Annotated in this window: 23 protein-coding genes and 1 tRNA gene; 10 read left to right on the forward strand and 14 right to left on the reverse strand. The window is 30.5% G+C overall.

The window, feature by feature from the left end; translation table 11 throughout:
• Genes AC5SL3_RS02805 through ruvX form a run of 6 tightly spaced genes read right to left on the reverse strand, consistent with a single transcriptional unit; the run spans position 1 to position 6,233 of the window.
• Entirely contained in the window at positions 1-303 is a 303-nt protein-coding gene (locus AC5SL3_RS02805) for a hypothetical protein (protein ID WP_271479707.1), read from the reverse strand.
• Positions 300-2,891 carry a type I DNA topoisomerase gene (gene topA / locus AC5SL3_RS02810; RefSeq protein WP_494578642.1) on the reverse strand — a complete coding sequence of 864 codons (2,592 nt, stop codon included), beginning with the start codon at positions 2,889-2,891 and terminating at the stop codon, positions 300-302. Before topA ends, AC5SL3_RS02805 begins: the two co-directional genes overlap by 4 nt.
• A 37-nt stretch (positions 2,892-2,928) precedes the next feature.
• Positions 2,929-3,504, reverse strand: a complete 576-nt coding sequence (gene plsY, locus AC5SL3_RS02815) for a glycerol-3-phosphate 1-O-acyltransferase PlsY (protein ID WP_018414163.1) — start codon at positions 3,502-3,504, stop codon at positions 2,929-2,931.
• A 2-nt stretch (positions 3,505-3,506) separates the two neighbouring features.
• A complete protein-coding gene (gene pyrC, locus AC5SL3_RS02820; RefSeq protein ID WP_271479699.1) occupies positions 3,507-4,793 on the reverse strand; it encodes a dihydroorotase in 1,287 nt (428 codons plus the stop codon).
• Positions 4,794-5,735, reverse strand: coding sequence for an aspartate carbamoyltransferase catalytic subunit (locus AC5SL3_RS02825; RefSeq protein ID WP_271479697.1), 942 nt, complete (start codon positions 5,733-5,735; stop codon positions 4,794-4,796).
• Positions 5,736-5,777: 42 nt separating this feature from the next.
• Complete coding sequence (ruvX, locus tag AC5SL3_RS02830) at positions 5,778-6,233, reverse strand: Holliday junction resolvase RuvX (RefSeq protein WP_006996848.1); 456 nt, start codon at positions 6,231-6,233, stop codon at positions 5,778-5,780.
• Between the two features lie 51 nt (positions 6,234-6,284).
• On the opposite strand from ruvX, the gene gatC reads away from it, so the two are divergent.
• The 9 genes from gatC (at position 6,285) to AC5SL3_RS02875 (ending at position 15,552) form a co-directional block, all read left to right on the forward strand.
• Complete coding sequence (gene gatC, locus AC5SL3_RS02835; RefSeq protein WP_006996849.1) at positions 6,285-6,572, forward strand: Asp-tRNA(Asn)/Glu-tRNA(Gln) amidotransferase subunit GatC; 288 nt, start codon at positions 6,285-6,287, stop codon at positions 6,570-6,572.
• Positions 6,572-8,029 (forward strand): Asp-tRNA(Asn)/Glu-tRNA(Gln) amidotransferase subunit GatA, encoded by a 1,458-nt coding sequence (gene gatA, locus AC5SL3_RS02840; protein ID WP_011282145.1) that lies wholly within the window; start codon positions 6,572-6,574, stop codon positions 8,027-8,029. The genes gatC and gatA overlap by 1 nt, the downstream gene beginning before the upstream one ends.
• Positions 8,030-9,505 carry an Asp-tRNA(Asn)/Glu-tRNA(Gln) amidotransferase subunit GatB gene (gatB, locus tag AC5SL3_RS02845; protein ID WP_494578645.1) on the forward strand — a complete coding sequence of 492 codons (1,476 nt, stop codon included), beginning with the start codon at positions 8,030-8,032 and terminating at the stop codon, positions 9,503-9,505.
• A 211-nt stretch (positions 9,506-9,716) separates the two neighbouring features.
• On the forward strand, positions 9,717-10,901 hold the full coding sequence (locus tag AC5SL3_RS02850) for an alginate lyase family protein (protein WP_494578647.1): 1,185 nt from the start codon (positions 9,717-9,719) through the stop codon (positions 10,899-10,901).
• A 186-nt stretch (positions 10,902-11,087) separates the two neighbouring features.
• Positions 11,088-11,738, forward strand: coding sequence for an O-methyltransferase (locus AC5SL3_RS02855; protein WP_020169471.1), 651 nt, complete (start codon positions 11,088-11,090; stop codon positions 11,736-11,738).
• Complete coding sequence (gene trhO / locus AC5SL3_RS02860; RefSeq protein ID WP_494578649.1) at positions 11,738-12,643, forward strand: oxygen-dependent tRNA uridine(34) hydroxylase TrhO; 906 nt, start codon at positions 11,738-11,740, stop codon at positions 12,641-12,643. Before AC5SL3_RS02855 ends, trhO begins: the two co-directional genes overlap by 1 nt.
• A gap of 9 nt (positions 12,644-12,652) precedes the next feature.
• Entirely contained in the window at positions 12,653-14,023 is a 1,371-nt protein-coding gene (locus AC5SL3_RS02865) for an MATE family efflux transporter (protein ID WP_020169469.1), read from the forward strand.
• The gene (locus tag AC5SL3_RS02870; RefSeq protein WP_271564650.1) at positions 13,986-14,471 is read left to right on the forward strand and encodes a thermonuclease family protein; all 486 of its coding nucleotides are present in this window, start codon (positions 13,986-13,988) and stop codon (positions 14,469-14,471) included. The genes AC5SL3_RS02865 and AC5SL3_RS02870 overlap by 38 nt, the downstream gene beginning before the upstream one ends.
• Before the next feature lie 148 nt (positions 14,472-14,619).
• Entirely contained in the window at positions 14,620-15,552 is a 933-nt protein-coding gene (locus AC5SL3_RS02875; protein WP_494578651.1) for an SHOCT domain-containing protein, read from the forward strand.
• Between the two features lie 109 nt (positions 15,553-15,661).
• On the opposite strand, the gene AC5SL3_RS02880 is transcribed toward AC5SL3_RS02875, so the two are convergent.
• Genes AC5SL3_RS02880 through AC5SL3_RS02910 form a run of 7 tightly spaced genes read right to left on the reverse strand, consistent with a single transcriptional unit; the run spans position 15,662 to position 22,607 of the window.
• Positions 15,662-15,925 carry a GNAT family N-acetyltransferase gene (locus AC5SL3_RS02880; RefSeq protein ID WP_006996856.1) on the reverse strand — a complete coding sequence of 88 codons (264 nt, stop codon included), beginning with the start codon at positions 15,923-15,925 and terminating at the stop codon, positions 15,662-15,664.
• Positions 15,925-16,665 carry an amino acid ABC transporter permease gene (locus AC5SL3_RS02885; RefSeq protein ID WP_006996857.1) on the reverse strand — a complete coding sequence of 247 codons (741 nt, stop codon included), beginning with the start codon at positions 16,663-16,665 and terminating at the stop codon, positions 15,925-15,927. Before AC5SL3_RS02885 ends, AC5SL3_RS02880 begins: the two co-directional genes overlap by 1 nt.
• 40 nt (positions 16,666-16,705) lie before the next feature.
• Entirely contained in the window at positions 16,706-17,473 is a 768-nt protein-coding gene (locus AC5SL3_RS02890) for a transporter substrate-binding domain-containing protein (protein WP_494578653.1), read from the reverse strand.
• 36 nt (positions 17,474-17,509) lie between these two features.
• Positions 17,510-18,073: a sarcosine oxidase subunit gamma gene (locus AC5SL3_RS02895; RefSeq protein ID WP_006996859.1), complete on the reverse strand. Its 564-nt coding sequence runs from the start codon at positions 18,071-18,073 to the stop codon at positions 17,510-17,512.
• A complete protein-coding gene (locus AC5SL3_RS02900) occupies positions 18,066-21,074 on the reverse strand; it encodes a sarcosine oxidase subunit alpha family protein (protein ID WP_494578655.1) in 3,009 nt (1,002 codons plus the stop codon). The genes AC5SL3_RS02895 and AC5SL3_RS02900 overlap by 8 nt, the downstream gene beginning before the upstream one ends.
• Positions 21,075-21,078: 4 nt before the next feature.
• Positions 21,079-21,354, reverse strand: a complete 276-nt coding sequence (locus AC5SL3_RS02905; protein WP_271479686.1) for a sarcosine oxidase subunit delta — start codon at positions 21,352-21,354, stop codon at positions 21,079-21,081.
• Complete coding sequence (locus AC5SL3_RS02910; RefSeq protein ID WP_494578657.1) at positions 21,354-22,607, reverse strand: sarcosine oxidase subunit beta family protein; 1,254 nt, start codon at positions 22,605-22,607, stop codon at positions 21,354-21,356. Before AC5SL3_RS02910 ends, AC5SL3_RS02905 begins: the two co-directional genes overlap by 1 nt.
• Positions 22,608-22,675: 68 nt before the next feature.
• Here AC5SL3_RS02910 and AC5SL3_RS02915 point away from each other — a divergent pair.
• A tRNA-Ser gene (locus tag AC5SL3_RS02915) sits at positions 22,676-22,767 on the forward strand.
• Here the strand turns inward: AC5SL3_RS02915 and AC5SL3_RS02920 are convergent.
• Positions 22,768-24,981 (reverse strand): lytic transglycosylase domain-containing protein, encoded by a 2,214-nt coding sequence (locus AC5SL3_RS02920; RefSeq protein WP_494578658.1) that lies wholly within the window; start codon positions 24,979-24,981, stop codon positions 22,768-22,770.
• Between the last annotated feature and the right edge of the window lie 22 nt (positions 24,982-25,003).

Raw genomic sequence — 25,003 nt, forward strand, 5'->3', positions numbered from 1 at the left:
TTATTTCTCCATAGATTCAGTTAATGTTTTACTGTTTTTAAATTTAACAAGCTTTTCTTTTAAACTAGATTTGTCAAATTTCTTTTTTCCACTCTTAGCATTAGTAGTTATTTTATCTTTAAGTTCTTCAGCTCCAACCGTCGCTTTTAATTTAAGTTCTGAAGATTTTTCTTTTAGATTTTTTGCTGAACACTCTATGTATTTTGCACTAATCTTTTCAAACTGATTACAATCAATTTTTTCAGCCATAGCATTAGACATAAGGACTGATATAATTAATGTTATAAATACTATTTTTTTCATTTCTTTTTCTTTTTTTTAACTTTTTTATTTTTATCGTATTCTTTTCTTTTCTCAATTAATATTAAAGCTTCTTCCATATTAAGTTCTAAGGGGTCTTTTTCCTCTGGAATTGTTGCATTAAGAGATTTATATTTAATATAAGGCCCATATTGTCCTTTCATTACTCTAACAGGTTTTTTGTCTTCAGGGTGTTCTCCTAGATCTTTTATAATTGATGCAGACATTCTACCAGGTTTAGCCTCCGCTATTAGAGTTATTGCTCTATTAAGTCCAATTGAGAAGATCTCCTCAACATTTTCAATTCTTGCTGATTTGTTTTCACATTTCAAATATGGGCCAAATCTTCCTGAGTTTAATATTATATCTTTCTGATTTTCAGGGTTAATGCCTAAACTTTTTGGTAATGAGCATAAAAATTTAGCTCTATCAAGATCCACGCTATCTAATGTAATTCCTTTAGGTATTGATACATTTCTTAAATTATTATCTTCTTTTTCTATCTTCTTTTTTTTTGTTTTCTTTTTCTTTTTTGTTTCAATTATAATCTCTTCTTTTATTTCCTCAATTTTTTCATATTGTAAGTAGGGACCAAATCTTCCATTTTTAAGGTACATGTCATTTCCATTTTCATGCTTACCTATAAACTTTGGTTCAGCTAATTGAGATTGAGCAGCTGCTTTTGCTTTAGACAGGGGTCTGGTAAATTTACAATCTGGATAATTTGAGCAACCAATAAAAGCACCACCTCTAAAACTATTTTTTAAACTTAATGATCCACTGTCACATAATTTGCATTGTCTATTAATATTTCCATCCGCATCTCTTTCAAAAATTAAACTTCCTAGACTATCGTTTAATAGATCTAAAACCTCCCTAGTTCTTTTCTCTTTAACGTCAGATACGTTTTGATTAAAGTCTTTCCAAAATAACTCTAGAACTTTTATCCATCCTTCCTTCCCGGTAGTAATATCATCAAGTTGATTTTCTAAACTTGCTGTGAAGTTATAATCAACATATTTAGAGAAAAGCTTTTCAAGAAAAGCAGAAATTAATTTACCACGATCAGTTGGGTGAAATCTTTTATTAATTGTTTCCGCATATCCTCTAGTAGATATAACAGATATTATACTTGCATATGTTGAAGGTCTTCCAATACCTAATTCTTCTAATTTCTTAACCAAACTAGCTTCTGAATATCTTGGTGGTGGCTGTGTAAAATGCTGTTCATCTAATAGAGATTCTATATTAACTGGACCCTTGTTCATTTCAGGAAGGATATCTTCATCATCATCTTTTTTAGTATCTTTCATAACTTTTAAAAAGCCATCAAATTTAATAACAGATCCACTAGCTTTACAAATTGTTCCATTATCATCCGAAGTTATCGTTATAGTATTTCTGTCAAATTGAGCAGGTTTCATTTGAGAGGATAGGGCTCTACTCCAAATTAAATCATATAATTTATGCTGATCTGGACTTAGGTATTTTTTAACTGTATCTGGTGCTCGCATTATATCTGTGGGTCTAATTGCTTCATGTGCCTCTTGAGCATTTTTAGCTTTTTTTCCAGAGTAACTTGCTGCGTTATCTGGAACATATTCATCACCAAATTCATTTTTTATATATTTTCTAAAAGTATCTATAGCGTCTGTGGACAGGTTAGTGCCATCTGTTCGCATATACGTAATAAGACCAATAGTTTCACCGTCAATTTCTATACCTTGGTAAAGTTTTTGAGCTATTTGCATTGTACGTGACGCTCCAAATCCTAACCTACCAGAAGAAACTTGCTGTAATGTGGAGGTAGTAAAAGGGCCAGAAGGGTTTCTATTAACAACTTTGCTAGAGATGTCATTTATATTGAAATTCTTAGATTTAACCTCTTCCATTGCTTTATCAATTTCAGCTTTATTTTTAAAAGAAAATTTTTCAATTTTTTTATCATTCAATTGAGTGATACTTGCTAATATAGAATTTTTATCACTATCGTTGAATTGAATACTTAAAGTCCAAAATTCCTCAGGATCAAAAAGCTCTATTTCATGTTCTCGTTCTGTAATTAATTTTAAGGCAACTGACTGAACACGACCTGCAGATTTAGAACCTGGTAACTTTGTCCACAAAATTGGTGATATATTAAAGCCAACTAAATAGTCTAAGGCTCTTCTAGCCATATAGGCATCAACAAGTAGTGGCTCTATTTGTCGAGGGTTTTCAATTCCATGAATAACAGCTTTTTTTGTAATTTCATTAAAAACAACTCTTTCTATATGCTTGTCTTTAATTAATTTTTTTTCATTTAAATATTCTTTAACATGCCAAGCAATTGCTTCTCCCTCTCTGTCTGGGTCAGTTGCTAGTATAATTTTTGATGAAATCTTAGCTGCATCTGTAATTTCTTTAAGATATTTTTTAGAAAAATTATCGACTTCCCATTCCATTTTAAAATTATTTTCTGGATCAACAGAACCATTTTTTGAGGGAAGGTCTCTAATATGACCATAACTCGCTAAAACAATATATTCATCACCAAGATATTTGTTGATAGTTTTAGCTTTAGCTGGACTTTCTACGACTACAAGATTCATTACTAAACAAATTACTTAAAAGACTTAGATAGTCAAATCAATAAATTTTAGTCTTTGTTTCTTCTTTGTTTTTCAATCGTTTGACGTTTTCTCTGTGCGTGTAGAATATAAGCACAAACATTATTATGAAAAATATTGAATTATAATTTTCAAAAATTATTAAATACATTGGCACCATTAAACTACCAACTAGTGATGAAAGTGATGAGTATTTTGAAATAAGAAATGTAACAGCCCAACTAATAATAAATACTAAACCCAAAACTATGTTTATCGAAAATAATATTCCAACATATGTTGCAACACCTTTGCCTCCTCTAAACTTAAGCCATATTGGAAAAACATGACCTAAAAATGCACTTAATGATGCAATAAAGATAAAATCAGGATAATTAAATTTTACATATAATACAGGCAATACAGCTTTTGTTATATCTAGTAGTAAAGTTGCGTAGCCTAATGTTTTATTACCTGTTCTAAGAGCGTTTGTAGCTCCAATGTTTCCTGAGCCAATATCTCTAATATCTTTTTTTAAAAATATTTTTGTAAGTATAAAACCAAAGGGTATTGATCCTAATAAATATGAGCTTAATGCAACAATTAAATATTCCATTATTATAACTTAAATAATTCTTCACCTTTTACAAATGTATTAGTGACTTTTCCTTGGAGTTTTTTGTCTTCAATAGAGGTATTTTTTGATTTGGAGACAAGCTTATCTTTTTTGACAACCCATGGCTTATCAATATCAACAATGCAAAAATCTGCTTCATTGCCCACTGAAAGATTACCCTTATCAATTTTTAAAATTTTTGCAGGGTTTGATGTTAAAGCTTTAATGATAGTTTCTAATTTAACAGAGCCATTGTGATATAATTCTAGACTTAATGATAAAAGCGTTTCTATTCCAGAGGCCCCTGTAGACGCTTGTGCAAATGTTAATCTTTTTTGCTCTTCGTCTTCTGGTTTGTGATCAGATACAATAACGTCGATTGTTTCATCTTTTAGTCCTTGTACTAGAGCAATTCTATCTTCTTCAGTTCTTAATGGCGGTGATAATTTTAAAAAAGTTCTAAAATCTCCTATATCATTTTCATTTAAAGAAAGATTATTTATAGATACACCTGTCGTAAATTTAACTTTATTTTTTCTTTCCTCGATAATTTCTACTGATTTAGCAGCTGAAATCTGTGATATGTGATATCTGCATTTAATGTTTTCAAGTAACGTTAAATCTCTTTCAATAATTATTCTTTCAGCAACAGCAGGAATTCCAGATAATCCAAGTTTAGTTGCAATAATTCCAGAATTAATCATTCCATTTTTGGATAAATCATAATCTTCAGCATGTTGCATGATTAGTGTGCCCAAGTCTTTAGCTGAATTCATTATACGTGACATTAATCTAGTATTTTGAATTGTTTTAACTCCATCAGTAAATCCAATTATTCCTCTGCTTTGAAGTAGACCAAATTCAGTCATGGTAGTTCCTTCAATATTTTTGGTAAGTGCTGCACTTGGAAAAACATTAATTTTAGATTTATCTCTTCCACGTCTTTTTAAAAAATCTACTATTGAAACGTTATCAATAATTGGATCTGTATTTGGCATAGTAACAACTGAAGTAACACCTCCTGCAAGAGCTGCATTACTTAGCGTTCTAAAATTTTCTTTATATTCATAACCAGGCTCACCTGCAAAGACACGCATATCAACTAGACCTGGGAATATATATTTGCCATTTAAATCTATTACTTTTTCTCTTGAAGGAATGTTATTAATATTTACTTTTTTACCAACAGCTTCAATAAAGCCATCTTCTCCAATAATTAATCCGCCATTCTCATTGATAGAGTTATAAGGGTCAATTATATTTGCATTTATAAAGTATTGTTTTTTCATTTATTCACAAAATATTTTTAAACAAGCCATTCTTACTGCAACACCTAGTTCAACCTGTTCCTTAATTACGCTTCTGTTAATGTCATCTGCTAATTTAGTGTCAATTTCGATCCCTCTATTCATAGGGCCTGGATGCATAATTAAAGCATCATCTTTCGCATAAGCAAGCTTATCTGGAGTTAGTCCATAATATTCATAGTACTCTCTATTAGAAGACAAGAAAGAACTAGTCATCCTTTCATTTTGTAACCTTAACATCATTACAATATCACAATCTTTCAAACCTTTTTTCATATCTGTAAAAGTATTAACCCCAAACTTTTCTATTTCTTTTGGCATTAAATTTGATGGTGCAATAATGTTAACTTCTGCACCCAGCATATTTAGAAGATAAATATTTGATCTTGCAACACGTGAATGAGTTATGTCACCACAAATCGCAACTCTTAAACCTTCAATTTTCTTTTTACGATTTATAATTGTTAAAGCGTCTAATAAAGCTTGAGTAGGGTGTTCACGGCTTCCATCACCAGCATTAAGTACTGCACAATTTACTTTTTGAGATAAAAGATTACATGCTCCTGAGTCTTGGTGTCTAATTACAATTATATCAGGATGCATTGCATTTAAAGTCATTGCGGTATCTATTAGTGTTTCACCTTTCTTAATAGCTGAATTTGCCATATTCATTGACATAACATCTGCACCTAATCTTTTTCCAGCTAATTCAAATGAACTCTGTGTTCTTGTTGAAGGTTCAAAAAACAAATTAATTTGAGTTTTACCACTTAAGACATTTAATCTTTTGTTTTTACTTTGATTTAATTTGATGAAACTTTTAGCTTCTTCTAAAATAAAATTAACATCATTAATTGATAGATCTTGAATCCCTAGGAGGTGTTTTTGAGAGATTTTAATAGCTTTATTTATTTTGGTTGCCATTAAAATTAACTCTATAACTATTAACCATCACTATGGCAAGTATTAATTATTTAAAAAGTCTATTGCCCCTTGTAAAATAAAGGCCGCAGCATTTTGATCAATTGTTTTAACTCTTTTTGAAACGTTAACGTCTAATAAACTCGATAGATTAAATGCTCCAACTGTTGAAAGTCTCTCATCCCACAAAATTACTGGTAGGTCTATAGATTTTGATATATTTGATGCAACATCATTAACTGATTGAGCGGATCTACCTAGACTGCCATCCATATTAACTGGGTTCCCTACAATTATTCCACCAATATTATTATCTTTAATTATTATCTTAAGTTCATCAATTAGTTCGTTTGTGTTGGTTTTGTTTATGGTTTTAAAGGGTGTGGCTATGGATTGTCTTTCATCACAAATTGAGACGCCAATTCTTTTAGACCCTAAATCTAAACCAATAAATCTCACCTTATTTGTGTGTTTTATTTTAAAATCTTCAATTGTGATCATATTGTATATTTTATACTTAAGTGATAGTTTGCCGACATATTTAATTACCACATGACAATTGATCTTAAAACAATAAAGCATATATCTAAATTATCAAGAATCTCAGTTGATGATGCAAAAGCTAATAAATTAGCTGGAGATCTTAACTCTATATTTGATTTCATTGAAAAATTAAATGAACTCAATACTGATAATATTGAGCCTTTAACTTCTGTTGCAGAGACCACATTAAAATTAAGAGCCGACGAGGTTAAAAGTGAAAATATTAGAGATCAAATATTAAAAAACTCACCAGAGGAAAATGAAGATTTTTTTGTAGTACCAAGGGTTGTTGAATAATGTCTGATATTACATCACTCACTTTAACTGAATTAGTTAAAAATATTAAAGATAAAAAGATTTCTTCTGAAGAAACTACCAAAGCTTTTATTGATAGAGGAGAAAAATCTAGAGATTTAAATACATACATAACAGAAGATTTTTCTAATGCACTTTTGAAAGCTAAAAGTTTTGATCAAAAACCAAATTTTGATTTAAAACTTCCGGGTGTTCCAATAGCTGTTAAGGATTTGTTTTGCACCAAAGATGTAAAAACTACAGCAGGTAGTAAAATTTTAAATAATTTTATTCCACCATACGAGTCTACTGTTACTCAAAATATTTGGAATGAAGGTGCGATATTACTTGGTAAGTTAAATTGTGATGAATTTGCAATGGGCTCATCTAATGAAACTAGTTTTTTTGGAAATGTACAAAGTCCAATAGACAAAGGTTTAGTACCAGGTGGCTCTTCAGGAGGCTCTGCATCAGCTCTAGCAGCTAATTTAACGCCTATTACAATTGGAACTGATACAGGTGGCTCTATTAGACAACCTGCTTCATTTACAGGTACCGTTGGATTAAAGCCTACTTATGGAAGTTGTTCACGATATGGAATTGTTGCTTTTGCATCTTCATTAGATCAAGCAGGACCAATGTCTAAAGATGTAAAAGATTGCGCATTGCTTCAAGAAATAATTAGCACTTATGATGAAAAAGACTCAACATCAATTGATTTTAAAAGAAATGAATACAGTAAAGAATTAACAAATAATATTAAAGGTAAGAAAATTGGAATTCCTAAAGAATATAGAGTTGATGGAATGCCAAAAGAAATAGAGGATTTATGGACGAAGGGCATTGAGTATGCAAAAGATTGTGGTGCTGAAATTGTAGAAATTTCATTACCTCATACAAACTATGCTCTACCCACTTATTATATAGTGGCCCCTGCGGAAGCATCTTCAAACTTAGCAAGATATGATGGTGTTAAGTATGGTTTTAGATCTAAAGGTGAAAACCTTATTGACATGTATGAAAAGACAAGATCTGAAGGTTTTGGTAGCGAAGTTCAAAGAAGAATAATGATTGGGACTTATGTTTTATCCTCTGGTTATTATGATGCTTATTATCTAAAGGCACAAAAAGTTAGAAAATTAATAAAAAACGATTTTGATGAAGCTTACAAAAAAGTTGATGCAATTTTAACTCCATCAACACCAAGTGCTGCTTTTAAAATTGGTGAAAAAACTAATGATCCAGTTTCAATGTATTTAAATGATATATTTACAGTTCCAGTGAATTTAGCTGGATTACCAGCAATTTCAATTCCAGCTGGAATAGATGTTAAAGGTTATCCATTGGGACTACAAATTATTGGTAAAGCTTTTGATGAACAAAATATTTTAAACATTGCTTATGCTATGGAAGAGAAAATCCAGTTTAAAAACAAAATTACTGACTGGTGGATTAAATAAATGACTAAAGATAATTCAGAATACTTAATCGAAAGACGAGACAATGTTTACGAAGTGGTAATTGGTCTTGAAGTTCATGCTCAGGTTACATCAAATTCAAAATTATTTTCATCTTCATCAACTACCTTTGGTGCTGAACCTAATACACAAGTAAGTTTAGTAGATGCAGCATTTCCAGGAATGCTTCCGGTTATTAATGAGTACTGTGTAAAACAAGCAATTAAAACGGGAATAGGCTTAAGAGCTCAAATTAATAAAAGATCAGTTTTCGATAGAAAAAATTATTTTTATGCAGATCTTCCACAAGGTTATCAGATCTCACAGTTTAAGTATCCAATAGTAGGAGAGGGAACAGTTATTCTTGATATGGCACATGGCCAAAAAGAAGTAGGGATCGAAAGATTACACCTAGAACAAGATGCTGGAAAAAGTATTCATGATATGGACCCACAAAATACATTGGTTGACTTAAATAGATCTGGTGTAGCTTTGATGGAAATTGTTAGCAAACCAGACATGAGAACTCCAGATGAAGTTAGTGCTTATATTAAAAAATTAAGATCTATTATGAGATACCTTGGTACGTGTGATGGAAATATGCAGGAAGGCTCTTTAAGAGCTGATGTCAATATTTCTGTTAGAATTAAAGGTTCTGATAAACTTGGAACTCGTTGTGAGATTAAAAATGTTAACTCAATTAAATTTATGCAAATGGCTATTGATTATGAAGCTAATAGACAAGTTGATTTAATTGAAGATGGTAAAACAATTGATCAAGAAACAAGATTATTTGATACTAAAAAAAATGAAACAAGATCTATGAGATCTAAAGAAGATGCTCATGATTATCGATATTTTCCAGATCCAGACCTATTACCATTAGAAGTAACAGATGAATTTATTGAAGAATTAAAAGCTGATATTCCAGAATTACCAGATGATAAGAAGAAAAGATTTATTGATAAATTTAAAGTGTCTCCTTACGAAGCAACAATTTTAGTATCAGATATTGATACAGCTAAATATTTCGAAGAAGTTGTTGCTAAAATGGGCAAGAACCAAGATATGAAATTAGCCGTTAACTGGATTACAGGTGAATTGTTTGCTGTTTTAAACAGTAAAAATTTAGAAATATCTGAAAGCCCAATAAGTGCAAAAAATTTAGCGAAGCTAATTAATCTAATTAAGAATGGAACGATTTCTGGAAAAATAGCTAAAACAATATTTGAATTAATGATGGATGGAGACATAGATCCACAAATAATTGTTGAAGAAAAAGGTTTAAAACAAGAAAGTGACCCTAAAGCACTGGAAGCTTTAATCGATAAGATTATTAATGATAATAGGGAAAAAGCTATTGAATATAAAAATGGTAAAGAAAAACTGTTTGGTTTCTTTGTAGGTCAAGCAATGAAAGTTTCAGGTGGTAAAGCTAACCCTCAATTAATAAATGAGATATTAAAGAAAAAGCTTTAACATTACTGAAACTGGTAGACACAAAGGACTTAAAAGCTGAGGGATAGTAGTTAAAGTCAGTCAATAGTAGTCCAAGGCATTCTAAAACATCCTATAAAATCTCATAACTTTAATTTAGCTTTCAATTTAGAGTAGAAAATAAGGCTTAATTAATTTGAGCAGATTTGTACTAAACTTGAACTTAGAGAGATAAAAAATTATAGTTTTATTGATGAAAAAACCTTTAATAATTATTTTTATCTTAATATTTTCATCTAGTGCTTATGCAAATTTTAAAGAAATTAAAAAAAAAGCAATAATTAATAATCCAGAAATTATTTTTCCAATACCCAAAAATTTAGAAAAGTGTATTACTAAAATGCATATTGACCCCCAGATGAATCTTGTAAAACCAATCTTAAAAGTAAAAGCTCCAAAAGGTTATGGGTTAGATGACAGATTTGATAATACACTTGATAAGTTTAGTAATTTTAGCCGTCCTTGTAGTGGAGGTAATAAAGAAGCTTGTGAAAATGTTAAACGAATAATTTTAGAATGGGCAAAAGCTGATGCAGCAAAAAGAACAGGACCATCTGATCATGAAGGAAGACATTGGAATGATACTCTATCAGTTAATCTTTATATCGCATCACCAATGTTGGCAGCTTATTCATTTGCGAAACAAGTAGTTGACGTTCCAAATGAGGAAGATCAACTTATAAAAAAATGGTTTAAGAAAATAGTAAAAAAAAATGAACATCTTATGTATGACCGGATTTATAAAAAAAATACTCAGGCTACAGGAGTTCCAAAACGAGCTCACAATCATGCATTATCTTCTGCCATTGCACATATGGAATTAGGTGTTTTATTAAATGATGAAAAATTATTTAGAAAAGCATTTAAGAATTTCGAAGCAGCAATAAAATATCAAAGAAAAGATGGAAGTTTACCTATCGAAGTTAGAAGGGGAGGTAGAGCAATGTTTTACCAAGGTCGAGCTATGAATGCTCTTGCAGTGATAGCAATAATTGCAGAAAATCAAGGATATAACATCTGGGATTATGAATATAAGGGAAAGAATTATCATAACTTGGTTAAGTTTTTTATAGATTTTACAGAAAATAATGAAATTGTTTTTAAGTACGCTAAAGAAATGAAATCACCTGGTCCTGCTAAAGATTATAAGATCCAAGATCTGAACAGAAGTAGTAGTAACTGGGGTTGGCTTTATGCTTATGTAACAAGATTTCCAAATCATGATAACATCAAAAGAGTAAAAAATTGGTCACAAAATTCAACTGATTTAAATAACTATCAAAGAAAAATAGTTTACCAGTTTAATAATGTTTCAAAAGTAAGATTTGACCATGCTTCTTGGACTGTTGTTGAACCCAACTGTCATTTTACTAAGTAGCTTTTAAAAGAATGTAAATCTTATAGGATTTTAAAGGATAACTTGTACTAAACTTGTACCTAGAGAGATAAAATAAAAAAAATTTACTTATTCCTCTTGTTCAATTATAAATATTGGCATAAACACTCATGAAAATAACTCATGCCCTCGTGGTGAAATTGGTAGACACAAAGGACTTAAAATACCATGGGTAAAGCAATTAGAATTACTGAAAAGCTTGAAAAATATATAAATAATTTTAGTTTAAAGTTAAATCCCATCCAGCAAGAAATAATCGAATACAATAATACACTTGGAGACGTTAAGAGAATGCAAGTAGCAACATCTCAATGTCATTTTCTTCATTTAATTATAAAAACTTCTAACATTAAAAATGTACTTGAAATTGGTACTTTTACTGGGTTAAGTGCACTTTCAATAGCTTTAGCATTACCAGATGATGGCAAACTTATAGCGCTAGATAAAGACAAAGAAACCAACAAGATTGCAGTAAGTTTTTTTAAAAAAGCTAATCTTACTAATAAAATTCAAACAATTGTTAAGCCTGCATTAGATAGTTTAGATGAATTAAAGAATAGTAAATTTGATATGGTTTTTATTGATGCCGATAAAATGAATTATAAAGAATATTATGAAAAATCACTGAAGTTATTAGATAAAGGAGGATTGATTATTGTAGACAATGTTTTATGGCATGGTGAGGTCGCTGATGAAGATAATTTAGATAAATTCACTGTAAATATTAGAGATTTTAATACTTATGTTGCAAACGATAAAAGAGTGGAACAAATCATTGTCCCTTTAGGTGACGGTATGACTGTTTGTAGAGTGATATAATGTTTGATGTTTTTGGTTTTTACAAATTTAAAAAAATCACTTCTTTAAAAAAAAATAAGATTTTACTACAGGATTATTTGATTAAAAAAAATATTCGAGGAACAATAATTATAGCTAATGAAGGAGTAAATGCAACAATCTCAGGAAAAGCTAACGATCTAAAGTCAACTATCAACAAGATTAAAAAGATATTGAATTTTAAAAAGTTTGATAGTGAAAATATTTCAAAAAGTAAATTTCAACCATTTCATAAGCCAAAAGTAAAAATTAAAAAAGAAGTAGTTCCCATGGGTCTTTCTTTGTCATCAAAAAATAAGAAAAATAATCATATAGATCCTAAAAAATGGAATAAGTTAATTAATGATAAAGACACATTAGTTCTAGATTCTAGAAAACCATTTGAATATAATGTGGGCACCTTTAAAAGATCAGTTAATCCTGATGTTGCTAATTTTAGAGAATTTCCAAAATACCTAAATAAACTAAAAAAAACGAAACCAATTGCAATGTTTTGTACTGGTGGAATAAGATGTGAGAAAGCTTCGGTATTTTTAGAAAAAAAAGGTTTTAAAAATGTTTATCAGCTAAAAGGTGGAATTTTAAATTATTTAAAAAATATTAAAAAAAAAGAAAGTTTATGGAATGGGGAATGTTTTGTCTTTGATAACAGAATCAGTGTTAAACATGGATTAGTAACTGGTACATACTCAATGTGTAGTGGATGTAGAAAACCAGTTTCACCAAAAGATAAGAAGTCTAAAAAATATGAGGAGGGTGTTTCATGCGTAAATTGTCATGATAATTTAACTCAAACTCAAAAAGAGAGATTTCGAATGAGACAAAAGCAAATAAACCTTGCTAAAAAGAGTGGATCGAAGCATATATTTCAAAAAGAATTTAAATAGGAAAAATAATTGTCCAAAGCCATTAAATTAACTAAAGATCCAATTTGGGAGTTACTTAGAAAAGTAACCATCCCAGCAAGTGTTGGTTCATTATTTCAAACATTTTATAATTTAGTTGATACCTGGTTTGCGGGTAGAATTTCTGCAGAAGCTATAGGTGCTATTGCTAAGTCATTTCCCATATATTTTGTTATCATTGCTGTTGGTGTTGGTATTGGTGCTGCAACGAACTCATGTATTGGTAATTTATTAGGTGCTAAAAAAATTAATAAAGCTTCACTATTTATTGCCCAATCAGTAATTTTTTCATTGGTCACTTCTATTGTTGTTACTTTATTTGGATTAAACGCTTCTGATTTTCTCTTGAGCGTTATGGGCTCTGATGCTGCTGGTATCGCTTTAACTAGAGAGTATTTAGATATAATTTTTTATGGAACATTTATAGTTATGATCCAAATCTCTTTAAATGGAGCTTTAAATGCACAGGGAGATACTAAAAGTTATAGAAATGTTCTTATCTTTAGCTTCTTTTTAAATATTTTTTTAAACCCATTATTTATCTGGGGATACGGAATTGTTCCAGCTTATGGTATAGGTGGCCTTGCAATAGCAACTGTTATCGCTCAATCTATTGGTACTATTTATTTAGCCTATAAAATTAACTCATGTAAATTAAGAAAATATTTATCTATTAAATGCTTTATTCCTAAGTTTATTCTTCTTAAAGAATTGTTCACACAAGCAATGCCAATTATGATTAGTATGTTGTTTATTGGAGTAGGTATTTTTAACATATTATATTTTATTGGACAATTTGGTGATCTTGCAACAGCAGGTTATGGTGCAGCTTTAAGAGTTGAACAAGTCTTCTTACTTCCAGTAATTGGTTTAAATACAGCAGTACTTTCTATCGGTGGACAAAACTTTGGTGCTAAAAATTATAACCGTATTAGAGAGCTTTATACTAAGGCATTATTTTTTGGATCATCGTTTATGGCCGTAGCAGGTGTGGTTTTATTCTTTGGTGCAGAGTTTTTTGTATCTCAGTTTACAGATAATGTAGAAGCTATTTATCATGGTGCTATATATTTAAAAGTTGCTGCATTAATAGCTCCTATTTACCCAGTATTCTTTATTACAACAGCAGTCTTTCAGGCACTTAAAAAACCAATTTATAGTCTTTACTTAAGCGTTCTAAGGTTAACTGCATTTCCGTTCTTATCATTATGGTATGTAATTAATATTAGAGGAGGAGATTATGCGGATATTTTTTATACCATCATGGCAACCAATTGGTTTATGGGTATTGCGGTAATCATCTTTATTGGATATTTTTTAAATAATGTTTTTAAACAAAAAAAAAGTCATTTTTCTTATTAGTGTCTCAGTACTAATATTTATTTTAACTATTAACCAAGTCAAATCTCAAACAATCAAAATTGTAGATGGAGACACAATTCATCTTAATGGAGAAAAAATTAGATTTACAGGGATAGATACACCTGAATTAAAACAAACTTGCCTTAACGAAGGAGCTAAGGATCCTTGTGGAATTACAGCAAAACAAATCCTTATTGATAAAATTTCAAACAATAGCGTTGAATGTATTAGTGAAGGAAAAGATCAATACAAAAGAACACTGGCCGAATGTTTTGTTAATAATGAAAGTTTATCAAGTTATTTAGTTAGAAGTGGCTATGCATTTGCCTATAGAAGGTATTCAAAAAAATTTGTATCTGATGAAGATTATGCAAGAATTAATAAAATAGGTATGTGGTCAATGGAGTTTGATTATCCTTGGGATTACAGAAAATCTAAGAAAAATTAAAGCTAACAGGGTAGTTCTGTTACCTGGTGCCCCAGACCGTGCTTCTATAATTCTTTTTTATCAACAAAGTTGCTTTAGTAAATAGCAGAAGTTTTAACTGAATTGCGCCACTATTACGCCAAGGATTTTTGTGCTAGAGTTTTGGTTCATGAAAAAACTTTTAGTGATCATAGTTTTGGGCTTGTTGTGGTGTGGTGTTGTTTTTGGTAAAACATATAAAACAGGTCAAGAAATTGAGGGTCAAATAGTTTTTAGTAAAAAAGTTAAGATAGATCTTCCAGAGGGTAAATGGACTTTAGCAGCTCGACAACTTTGGAACTATCATGGATTAAACCTTGAAGAATATATTTTGATTAAAACAGAAAATAATGAATTTCTAGAAGGTATTAGCGTAGGCCAATTTCAATTAGCAGGTATAGTTGAGGCTAGAATAAATTCAGCACTCTATGAAATTTTATTTAAAGATAAATATGATGGTTGCTACGAAAGATCTGAATATTTTTTACTTGAATTTTATACTAAAGGGAGCTCACACAATTGTTTTTGGGTTATGCATGAAGATGTGGATAAAGAATTAAATAATCCTGATGATCCAACTTTAAGAGGTGCTAATCGTTTAATAAAAAAATGGCTAAAAGATAATTCAATTAAATTACCAAAGATTACTTTAGGTAGTGATCATAGTTATTTTTCAAGACTAACAGGTGGAACATGGTTTGTGGTTGGATATATCGCAAACCCTAAAATTTTTGATGCTCCAAAAAATAAATTTTATACCGAAGAAAGTTCAGAATATCACAAATATAATATTGAAAAATTTCCTGAGCATAAAAAAGTTATGCAAAAATGGATATCAATTTCAGCAGAAAGGCATAAAAGATTTGAAGAAAATGTTAACGCAAGAAATTCTAATAAACTTGATTTAAGTAATTATTATTCTGGAAAAATAAAACCTAAGGATAACAAAAACAAATTATCTAGTGAAGTCATCACTCAAATAAAACAATTAAATGATCTATACAAAGCTGGTGTATTAACAAAAGAAGAGTTTGAAAAAGCTAAGAAAAAGATTTTAAACTAAAATTTCGAGATAGGTTCGACAAAAAACAAACTAATCATAAATTGTCATTATAAATTAAGATAAGAAGAAGAATGTGAAGGGGCGCTCTGTTACCAGGTGTTCCAAAATTTTAATTAATCTCTTGTTTATTAATTTTAAAGAGCTTTTCACCTAAAGGACTGATTGGGTCTTGAGGTGTGGGTTTGATTTTAGTTTTTTCCTCAACGATACTTAATAGTTTTTTAGCAAGTCCTTGACGTCTAAACATGGGGTTAACAAAAATATACTCCACTTCGGCTGTCTCATTATACCGAACAAAACCAAGTGTAGTATTAATGTTTTTAAAAGTAATAACACCATCATTTAGTTCAACATCATAGTCTAAATTACTCATTAATTATTACCATCTTGTTTAAGTTTTTTTTCAAATTTTCTTACTATGAAAGAAACAATTAATATCAAAATTAAATATTCCAAGATTAAAAATGTATAAATTTCTAATGGTCTATAGGTTGACACAACTAATTCATTTGCTTTTCTTGTTAAGTCACCAATACCTATAATTGATACCAATGAAGACATTTTTAATACATATACAAACTGGTTGCCTAATGCAGGAAGGATATTTTTAATTGCTTGTGGAAGAATTACTAATCTTAACCTTTTATAAAAAGTTAAACCCAGTGATGAGCCTGCTTCCCATTGTGATTTTTTAATTGAGTTTATTCCTGCTCTAAAAATTTCTGCTTGAAAAGCACTTTCACTTATTGCCAGCGCAATTATTCCAGACACAAATGGACTGAAACTTAATCCAGTCATTATAGGTAAACCATAATAAATCCATAATATTAAAACAAGTAACGGTATTGCTCTAACAATTTCCACATATCCAATATTTATGTATGTTAAAAATTTATTCTTAGCTAAAGAAGGAATTGCAACGATAAACCCTAAAATTGCAGATATAATTATAGATACTACTGAAATATAAATAGTTGTAGTTAAACCACTTAATAAAAATTTTAGGTTTGTTAAACCTTCAACATTGTTAGGTGAGAGAATAAACCAACCCAATTCCTGACCACTACAAGAGGTAAGGGGTAAAATTAAAAGTAAAAAAAGTAAATTTTTCACTCTTAAAGTTATAATGAATTAGAGATTAATATCTAATTTTTTATAAGCTTTTTAAATTATATTTAGCGAGTAGTTTATTAAAAAAACCAGAGGATTTTTTACTTTTAATCCACTCATTTACATAATCATTCCAAACTTGATCATTTTTACTAACCATCATTGCTAAAAAGGCAGGATTTTTTTCTCCATCAGGAACGATTGCTAATTGAGGGTACTTGATAATTAACTTATTAGCCTCTGTTGAACTTGTAATGTTTCCATCAGCTCTACCAGCTAATACTTCTTGAAAGTCTCTTGCAGGTGACTCAACTGATTGTAATTTAGACAAAGGAAAGAACTCTTTAGCTTTTTCCTCTTGAGAAGTCCCAAGTGTTGTAGCAATTGTTACATCTTTATTGTTCAAAGATTTCCATGTTGAATATTTTTTTAAATTCTTTTTAAGTACCAATGGAACAGTTCCATATTTGTAATAAGAATCTGTAAATCCAGCAACTTCTGCTCTTTTTGGAGTTTTAGTGACACTTGTAGAAATATCATATCTTCCAGCAGTAATTCCTGAAACAATTGTTTTCCATTCAGTTGGAACAAATGTAATTTTCACACCCATATCTTTTGCTAATTCTTGCATGACATCAATGTCAAATCCCTTATATTTATTTGTAGCAGGATCTTTCATAGTCATTGGATCCCAGTCGCCTGTTGTTCCAACTTTTAACTCACCAGAGGATAAAATCTGATCAAGTTTTGATTCTGCGTTAAGAGAGAAGGGTAAAAGTGCTAATAGCACCACAAGAAGTATTTTTTTCATAAACTTTATATAACAATAATTTTAATAAATATAAGCTTATAACCTTGACGCACTATCACTCAACCAAGAGTGTAAATGCTCAGAAAAAGACCTTCTAACAAATAAATTTACCTCATTAATCTCTTTATGATGAATAATTACATCAATATGAGATAATATTGTTTGAACAACTGGTCCTTTTTTTGTTTTAAAATCATTAAAATTGAAAGGGGAACCTGTAGCAAATAAATCAAAAACCTTACCACCTTTGATATTTAACATTACAAATTGGTCGCTAACATCAGTTACAGCGCCCAATTTAACTTTAGATATATTTTTAATTAATTCATCTTCAACTTGATAAGTGTTACTTTCCTCACTCACAGTTTCATTTGATATTAACATCCATTCATCGGGACTTAACCAAAATGCAGTTAATTTCTCTGCTGATGTAGACGTATTAGCCTCAGTGGGTAAAACCATATTAAGATTTTTACCTACTGCAGTAATAAAATCTTTTGTTTTACCTCTTATGATTAATTTCATAATAGGTTTGATTTCTTTAATTTCTAAATCAGAATATGTTATATCCCCTTTAATAGAAGTTTTATAATTAAGCATTTAACCTCAAATTTTCTTTGTCAAAAAAAACAGGATCAACAATCGTCACATTAATATTTTTATTTTCCATTGGGATAAATAATTTTTGACCTAGCATATTTTTTCCACCTCTAACTACTGCTAGGGCAATTGATTTATTTAAATTAGGGCTATAGTAACTTGAAGTTACATGACCTAGCATTTCAACTGGTTTTAAACTAGTGTCAGCAACTATCTGAGCTCCTTCTTCTAAAACTTCACTTGGATCATCTGTCAGTAAACCTACTAATTGCTTTCTATCTTCTTTCATGGTGTCAGACCTATAAAGAGACCTTTTACCAATAAAGTCATATTTCTTTTTACTAACAATCCAATCCATTTGTAAATCTATAGGAGTCATTGTTGCATCTGTATCTTGGCCAACAATAATAAATCCTTTTTCTGCTCTTAATAAGTGCATTGTCTCAGTGCCATAAGGAGTGATGTTAAATTCTTTACCTGCTTCCATGCATTTTTTCCATAAGTCTTCACCATAGTTAGCTTGGATATTAATTTCATAACTATGTTCACCAGTAAAACTAATACGCATAATTCTACATTTAATATTGCCAATTTTTGTATTTTTGAATGACATGTGTGGAAAGCTTTCATCTGAAAGATCAAGATCAGGTATTAATTTATTAAGAATTTTTTTACTATTAGGCCCACAGATGCTAGCTGTTGCATAATGATCCGTTACAGATGACAAATACACATCTAGTTCAGGCCATTCAGTTTGTAGGTAATCTTCTAGTTTTCCTAATACGTTTGCAGCACCACCTGTTGTTGTGGTCATAATATAATGATTTTCATCAAGTCTAGTTGTGACCCCATCATCGTAAACCATACCATCTTCATTAAGCATTAAACCATAACGACATTTTCCAATGGCAAGTTTTGACCAAGCATTTGTATAAACTCTGTTTAAAAATTCTGAAGCATCCGTTCCTTGAATATCAATTTTACCAAGAGTTGAAGCATCTAATATACCAGCGCTATTTCTTGCAGCTTTACTTTCCCTTTGAACGGCCTCATGCATTGTTTCATTATTTTTTGGATAGTACCAAGCTCTTTTCCACTGACCAACATTTTCAAATTCAGCTTTATTTTCTATGTGCCAGTCATTCATTGGCGTTCTTCTAAATGTATCAAAATATTCACCAACATTTCGTCCAACAATTGTTCCAAATGTTAATGGAGTGTAAGGAGGTCTAAACGTTGTAGTTCCAAGCTCACCCATCTTAACACCAGCAGTTTCTGCAATAATACCAAGGGCATGCATATTACCAAGCTTTCCTTGATCGGTACCCATTCCAGTTGTTGTATATCTTTTTACATGTTCAATCGATCTAAAACCTTCTCTTAGAGCAAGTTTAATATCTTTTGCAGTTGCATCATTTTGATAATCTACGAAAGGTTTTGTTTTTCCTAAAACTTTATCGGATGGAAGTAGCCAAATATTTCTAATCTTATTATCTTTAGGACAATTTATTTCTAAATTGTCAAATTCAGTTTCATTTATATTTAAAAATTCTTTTAAAGATTTTGTAGAATTTTTTATAACATCATCTAAATCAAAATCACCATTACAAGAACCAATGCTAATTTGAGCTGATGAATATATATCAGGAATAAATACTTGATCTTTTTCTCTAAATTTTAATTTACCTCCTGATTGAGTAAACAAATGAACGGCTGGCGTCCATCCACCTGCAATTGCTAGGCAATCACAATCAAGTTCTATTTTTTCTGGATTTGCAAAAGATTGACCATCTTCTGACAATTCCATTATTGTAATTTTATTAATTCTTTTATAACCCTCAGTATTTACAACTGTGTGTGATCTATAAACTTTAATCCCTAAATCGTCAGCTTCTTTAGTAAATGCAGTTTTAGATTGCTTTCTAATATCTATGATTGCTTCAACTTTAATACCTTTTTTTTGTAATGAAATTGCACTTTCATAAGCTGTGTCATTATTAGTAAGAAATATATTTTTTTGACCAGTTGCAACACCATAATAATCTGCATACTTTTTAACTGCAGATGAAAGCATAATACCAGGTCTATCGTTATTATTAAATACCAGAGGTCGCTCTAAAGAACCAGTAGCAACAATAACCTTTTTAGCTCTAATTTTTAATAATCTTTGTCTTACTTTTTTATTTTTTTCATTTTTAGGAAGGTGATCAGTTAAATTTTCTCTAGCTAATAAATAGTTATATCCATGATAAGCAGCAACACTAGTTCTTGTTTTAATTTCTAGGTTTTCAATATTTCTTAATTCATTAATTTCATTTTCTAACCAAACAGAAGAATTTTGATCGTTTATTTTTATATGATCTGAATTTTGGAAAATTGTAGATCCTCCGATTTCATTTTTTTCATCAAGTAATAATGTTTTAAGATTATTTTTTGCTGCAGTTTTTGCAGCTATAATTCCACTAATGCCAGCTCCGATAACCAAAACATCACAGTGAATGTATTTATGATCATATATGTCAGGATCAGGCACTGTTGGAGATTTTCCTAGTCCTGCTGAATGTCTTATAACATATTCATACTTTTCCCAAAAATTAGCAGGCCACATAAATGTTTTATAATAAAAACCAGCAGGCAGAAGTGGGGATAAGAAATTATTTATACCTCCAATATCAAAGTTAACACTAGGCCAACAATTTTGACTGTTTGCCTCAAGCCCATGATAGATTTCTAGTTCGGTTGCTCTAACATTGGGTTCTGTTAGTGCTGTGTTGTTATTAACCTGTACAATTGCATTAGGCTCTTCAGATCCTGAAGTCATTATTCCTCGTGGCCTATGATATTTAAAACTTCTTCCTACTAAATGAATACCATTAGCTAGCAAAGCTGAGGCAAGGGTATCACCTTTGTATCCAAAATAAGATTTTCCATTGAATTTAAAAGAAACTCTAGAAGTTTCATCAATATATTTACTAGTTGTAACTCTTAAATTTTTTAGCATTAAATTATTTTATAGGAGGTTTTTCACCCATTTTATAAATAGCTTTAATTTGGTCATTTGAAGTATCCCTGACCATGTTAAACCACTTTCTACATCCGTGAGCATGGTTCCATCTTTCAAATTGAATACCTTTAATGTTTTTTCTCATAAATAAGTATTCTGCCCATTCATCATCACTTAATTCCGTGGGTTGTTTAGGTCTTTCAATGTGAGCCTCGCCACCAGCTTTAAATTCACTTTGTTCTCGTTCACCACAAAAAGGACAAGTAATTAAAAACATTAATGAGCTACCGCCGCTGCACCATGTTCATCAACAAGGTCTCCACTGATAAACCTATTTAAATTAAATGCAGCATTTAGTTTGTGTGGTTCATCATTTGCGATTGTGTGAGCAAATAAATCACCTGATCCAGGTGTTGCTTTAAATCCACCAGTTCCCCAACCACAATTAAAGTACAAACCTTTTATCGTCGTTTTACTAATAATAGGACTAGCATCTGGGCAGATATCTACAATTCCACCCCATTGTCGAAGCATTCTCATTCTACTAAAAATTGGATAAAGTTCTAAGATTGCATTTAATGTTCCCTCAACAATATCGTGACTACCTTTTTGTGAATAAGAAACATAATCATCAGTGCCTGCGCCTATTACAAGTTCACCTTTGTCAGACTGACTAACATATGCATGTACAGCGTTAGACATTACTACCGTATCAATAATAGGCTTAACTGGTTCTGAAACTAGAGCTTGAAGAGGTTTGCTTTCTAAAGGTAATCTTAAACCTGCCATGTTTGCTAGTACACTTGAATGACCAGCAGCAACTACTCCAACTTTTTTAGTTTTTATAAAACCTTTAGTTGTTTCAATACCTTCTACTTCATCACCATTTCTTTTAATTCCTTTAACTTCACAATTTTGAATTATATCTACACCCATTTCATCTGCACCTCTAGCATACCCCCAAGCAACAGCATCATGTCTTGCGGTACCAGCTCTTCTTTGTAAAGTTCCACCCAGTACAGGATATCGAATATCTTGTGAGGTATTAATGATAGGGCAAAATTTTTTGACCTCTTCTGTGCTTAAGTAAACTGCATCTATACCATTTAATCTATTAGCATGTGTTCGTCTTTTTAAATCTCTAACGTCTTGTAAGTTATGTGCAAGATTCATCACACCTCTTTGACTAAACATTACATTGTAATTTATTTCTTGAGATAAACCTTCCCACAATTTTAAAGCATGATCATAAAGACCAGCACTAGCATCCCATAAATAATTAGATCTTATAATCGTAGTATTTCTTCCTGTATTACCACCACCAATCCAGCCTTTTTCTACTACCGCAATATTTGTCATATTATGTTTTTTTGCTAAATAGTAAGCAGTTGCCAAACCATGACCACCACCACCAATAATAACCGCATCATATTCTTTTTTTACAGTGGGATCTTGCCAGGCTTTTTGCCAATTTTCATGATAGGAAAAAGCATTTTTGACTAATGAGAATATTGAATACTTATTTTTCATAATATTATTCAAGAATTACTTTATAAATATTGAATATTCAATACAATCGGTTATATCAATGTCGCAGTGGAAGAGTGGGTGAGAGGCTGAAACCAGTCGTTTGCTAAATGACCGTGCGGGGAAACTTGTACCGAGGGTTCGAATCCCTCCTCTTCCGCCATTAAAATAAAGGCTGATCTTTAAAAAAGTCTTTCATTTTAATAGGCTTTTTTTCCAAGATATATCTGTAAACATTGTAGTTTTCCATAACACGTTGAACATAGTTACGTGTTTCTTTAAATGGAATTAATTCAACCCAGTCTACAAAATCAATTTGTTTTTTTTGAGGATCTTTATTTATTTTTTTCCAATGTTTAACTCTTTTTGGACCAGCATTATATGCTGCGGCAGCAAAAGGGTAGGCACCATCGTATTGTAAAATTAAACCAGCTATATAATGAGACCCTAGATTAATATTGTACTCAGGATCAGAGGTTAACCTTGATTTTGAATATGGAAGTTTTGCTTGTTTAGCAACTAGCTTAGCCGTGTAGGGCATTATTTGCATTAATCCTTGTGCTCCAACATGACTATTAGCTCTCATATCAAACTCACTTTCTTGCCTTATAAGAGAAAGTATAAAAGCTGTTTCAGGTATTTTTCTACCATTAACATATTGGGGCACACTTATAATTGGATAATTAAAAGTATTATGAAATCTTTTTTCATATGAGGCTAACTTTGATACTTGGATAGCAAAATCATATCTTGATATATTTGTTGCAAGTTCAGCTGCTAAAATTTCACTTCCACTTGCAATATTGTCATTAGCCAAATGTCTTAATATATTTTTAGTATACTTGTCTTTGTTTAATTCATTTAAAAGATGTGTAATTTTTACAAGTTCTTTATTGTAAAAATATTTTCGATAATCATCTTTTACATTCGCTTGTTCTTCAAGTTCAAAATTTTGACCAGGATTAATTTTTAAAAAAGCTAATTGACCATAATATGTTGTTAAATATTTTGTTGCTTCATGATACCAATCTTCTGATTGTCGTTTATCACCAATTTTTTCATAAGATCTACCAAGCCAATAAGCGCCTCTAGCCAAACTTATAGGGTAGCTAACGTTTTGATAAAAGTTATTGAAGTGATCAACTGCTAAGATAGGGTCATTTAAAAAACTCAATGCAATCCAACCACTCATCCATTCAGCCTCAGCAAATTCTGGCCCTTTATCTAACGAGTGCTCACTAGCAACTTTATAAGCTGTCTCATATTTGTTTTTATAAATAAGAGCTCTAGTCATAATCGCTCTCTCAACCCACCATTTATCTGGTCTCACTAAGTACTCTTTATTATTTTTTATTGAGAATAATATTTCAAGTGAACTATCAATTCTACCTCTCTTTCTTCTCCACTTAAGTCGATCATGATTAAGGCCTGCATCATTTTTGAATTTTGATGGAACATTTGTTATTGCTTGATCAACACCATAAGATTTGCTCATTAAAATTTGTCTTGCTGTATAAAGTAGCTGATAATCTTTAGGTAAATAAGGAAGCATTCTCTTTAAATCCCATTGTTTATTTTCCCACGCTAAATAATCAGCTCTATTTATATAATCTTTTGAGTCTAAATATTTTTTATATTTTTTACTTAAAGATTTCATATTAGCTCTAGAGAGTTCTGCTGTAATCCAACCTCTCTTAATTAAAGCAATTCCTTTTTCACTATTTCCAGTTTGTATAAAGCTTTCACCTAATACCAACATACCAAACCCACTTAAGGGTTCATCAGAACCAAACCAATTAATAATTTTTTTTGGAGAAATTTTATCCGTTGAAAGTTTTTGTTCTGCCAAATATCTTATTCTGCTTATTCTTGGGTAGTCTTTATTATTTTTTATAAATGCTATGTAGTCATAAAAAGTAGCCTGGTTACCTGTTGTTAGTAAATGCCTCCATTGAATAAAATCATATATAGACTTATCTTTAGCTTTTTTTGAATTTGTTAATGCAGTTGTCCATTGGCTTTTTTCCATTGCCTGGATAGATTTTTTTGCAATGCCATAGTCTTTTTGACTGTAGTATTTTGAGCTTGTTTGAACTACTGATTTTTCACTCTTAACTACTAACGGTTTACTTTTGGGAATAAGAAAATTAATTTTTTTTTTATCTTTTTTGACTGTTATGGTTTTAGTTTCTTCTATTTTTTTGGATGGTTTAGATTTGGGCTTAAGAATACCTTGTGATATCTTTGCATTTTGTACCTCTTCATTTAAAATAGGTTTTTTTAAAGGAATTATTGATATTTCAGCAGCAAATATATTCCCTATAATTACCAAACTTAATAATAGTGATTTTATAAAAAAAATTATCTTTCTGGGCATAAATTTACTAAATGAATCTTTA

The sequence above is a fragment of the Candidatus Pelagibacter sp. PS_34 genome (assembly GCF_059417845.1).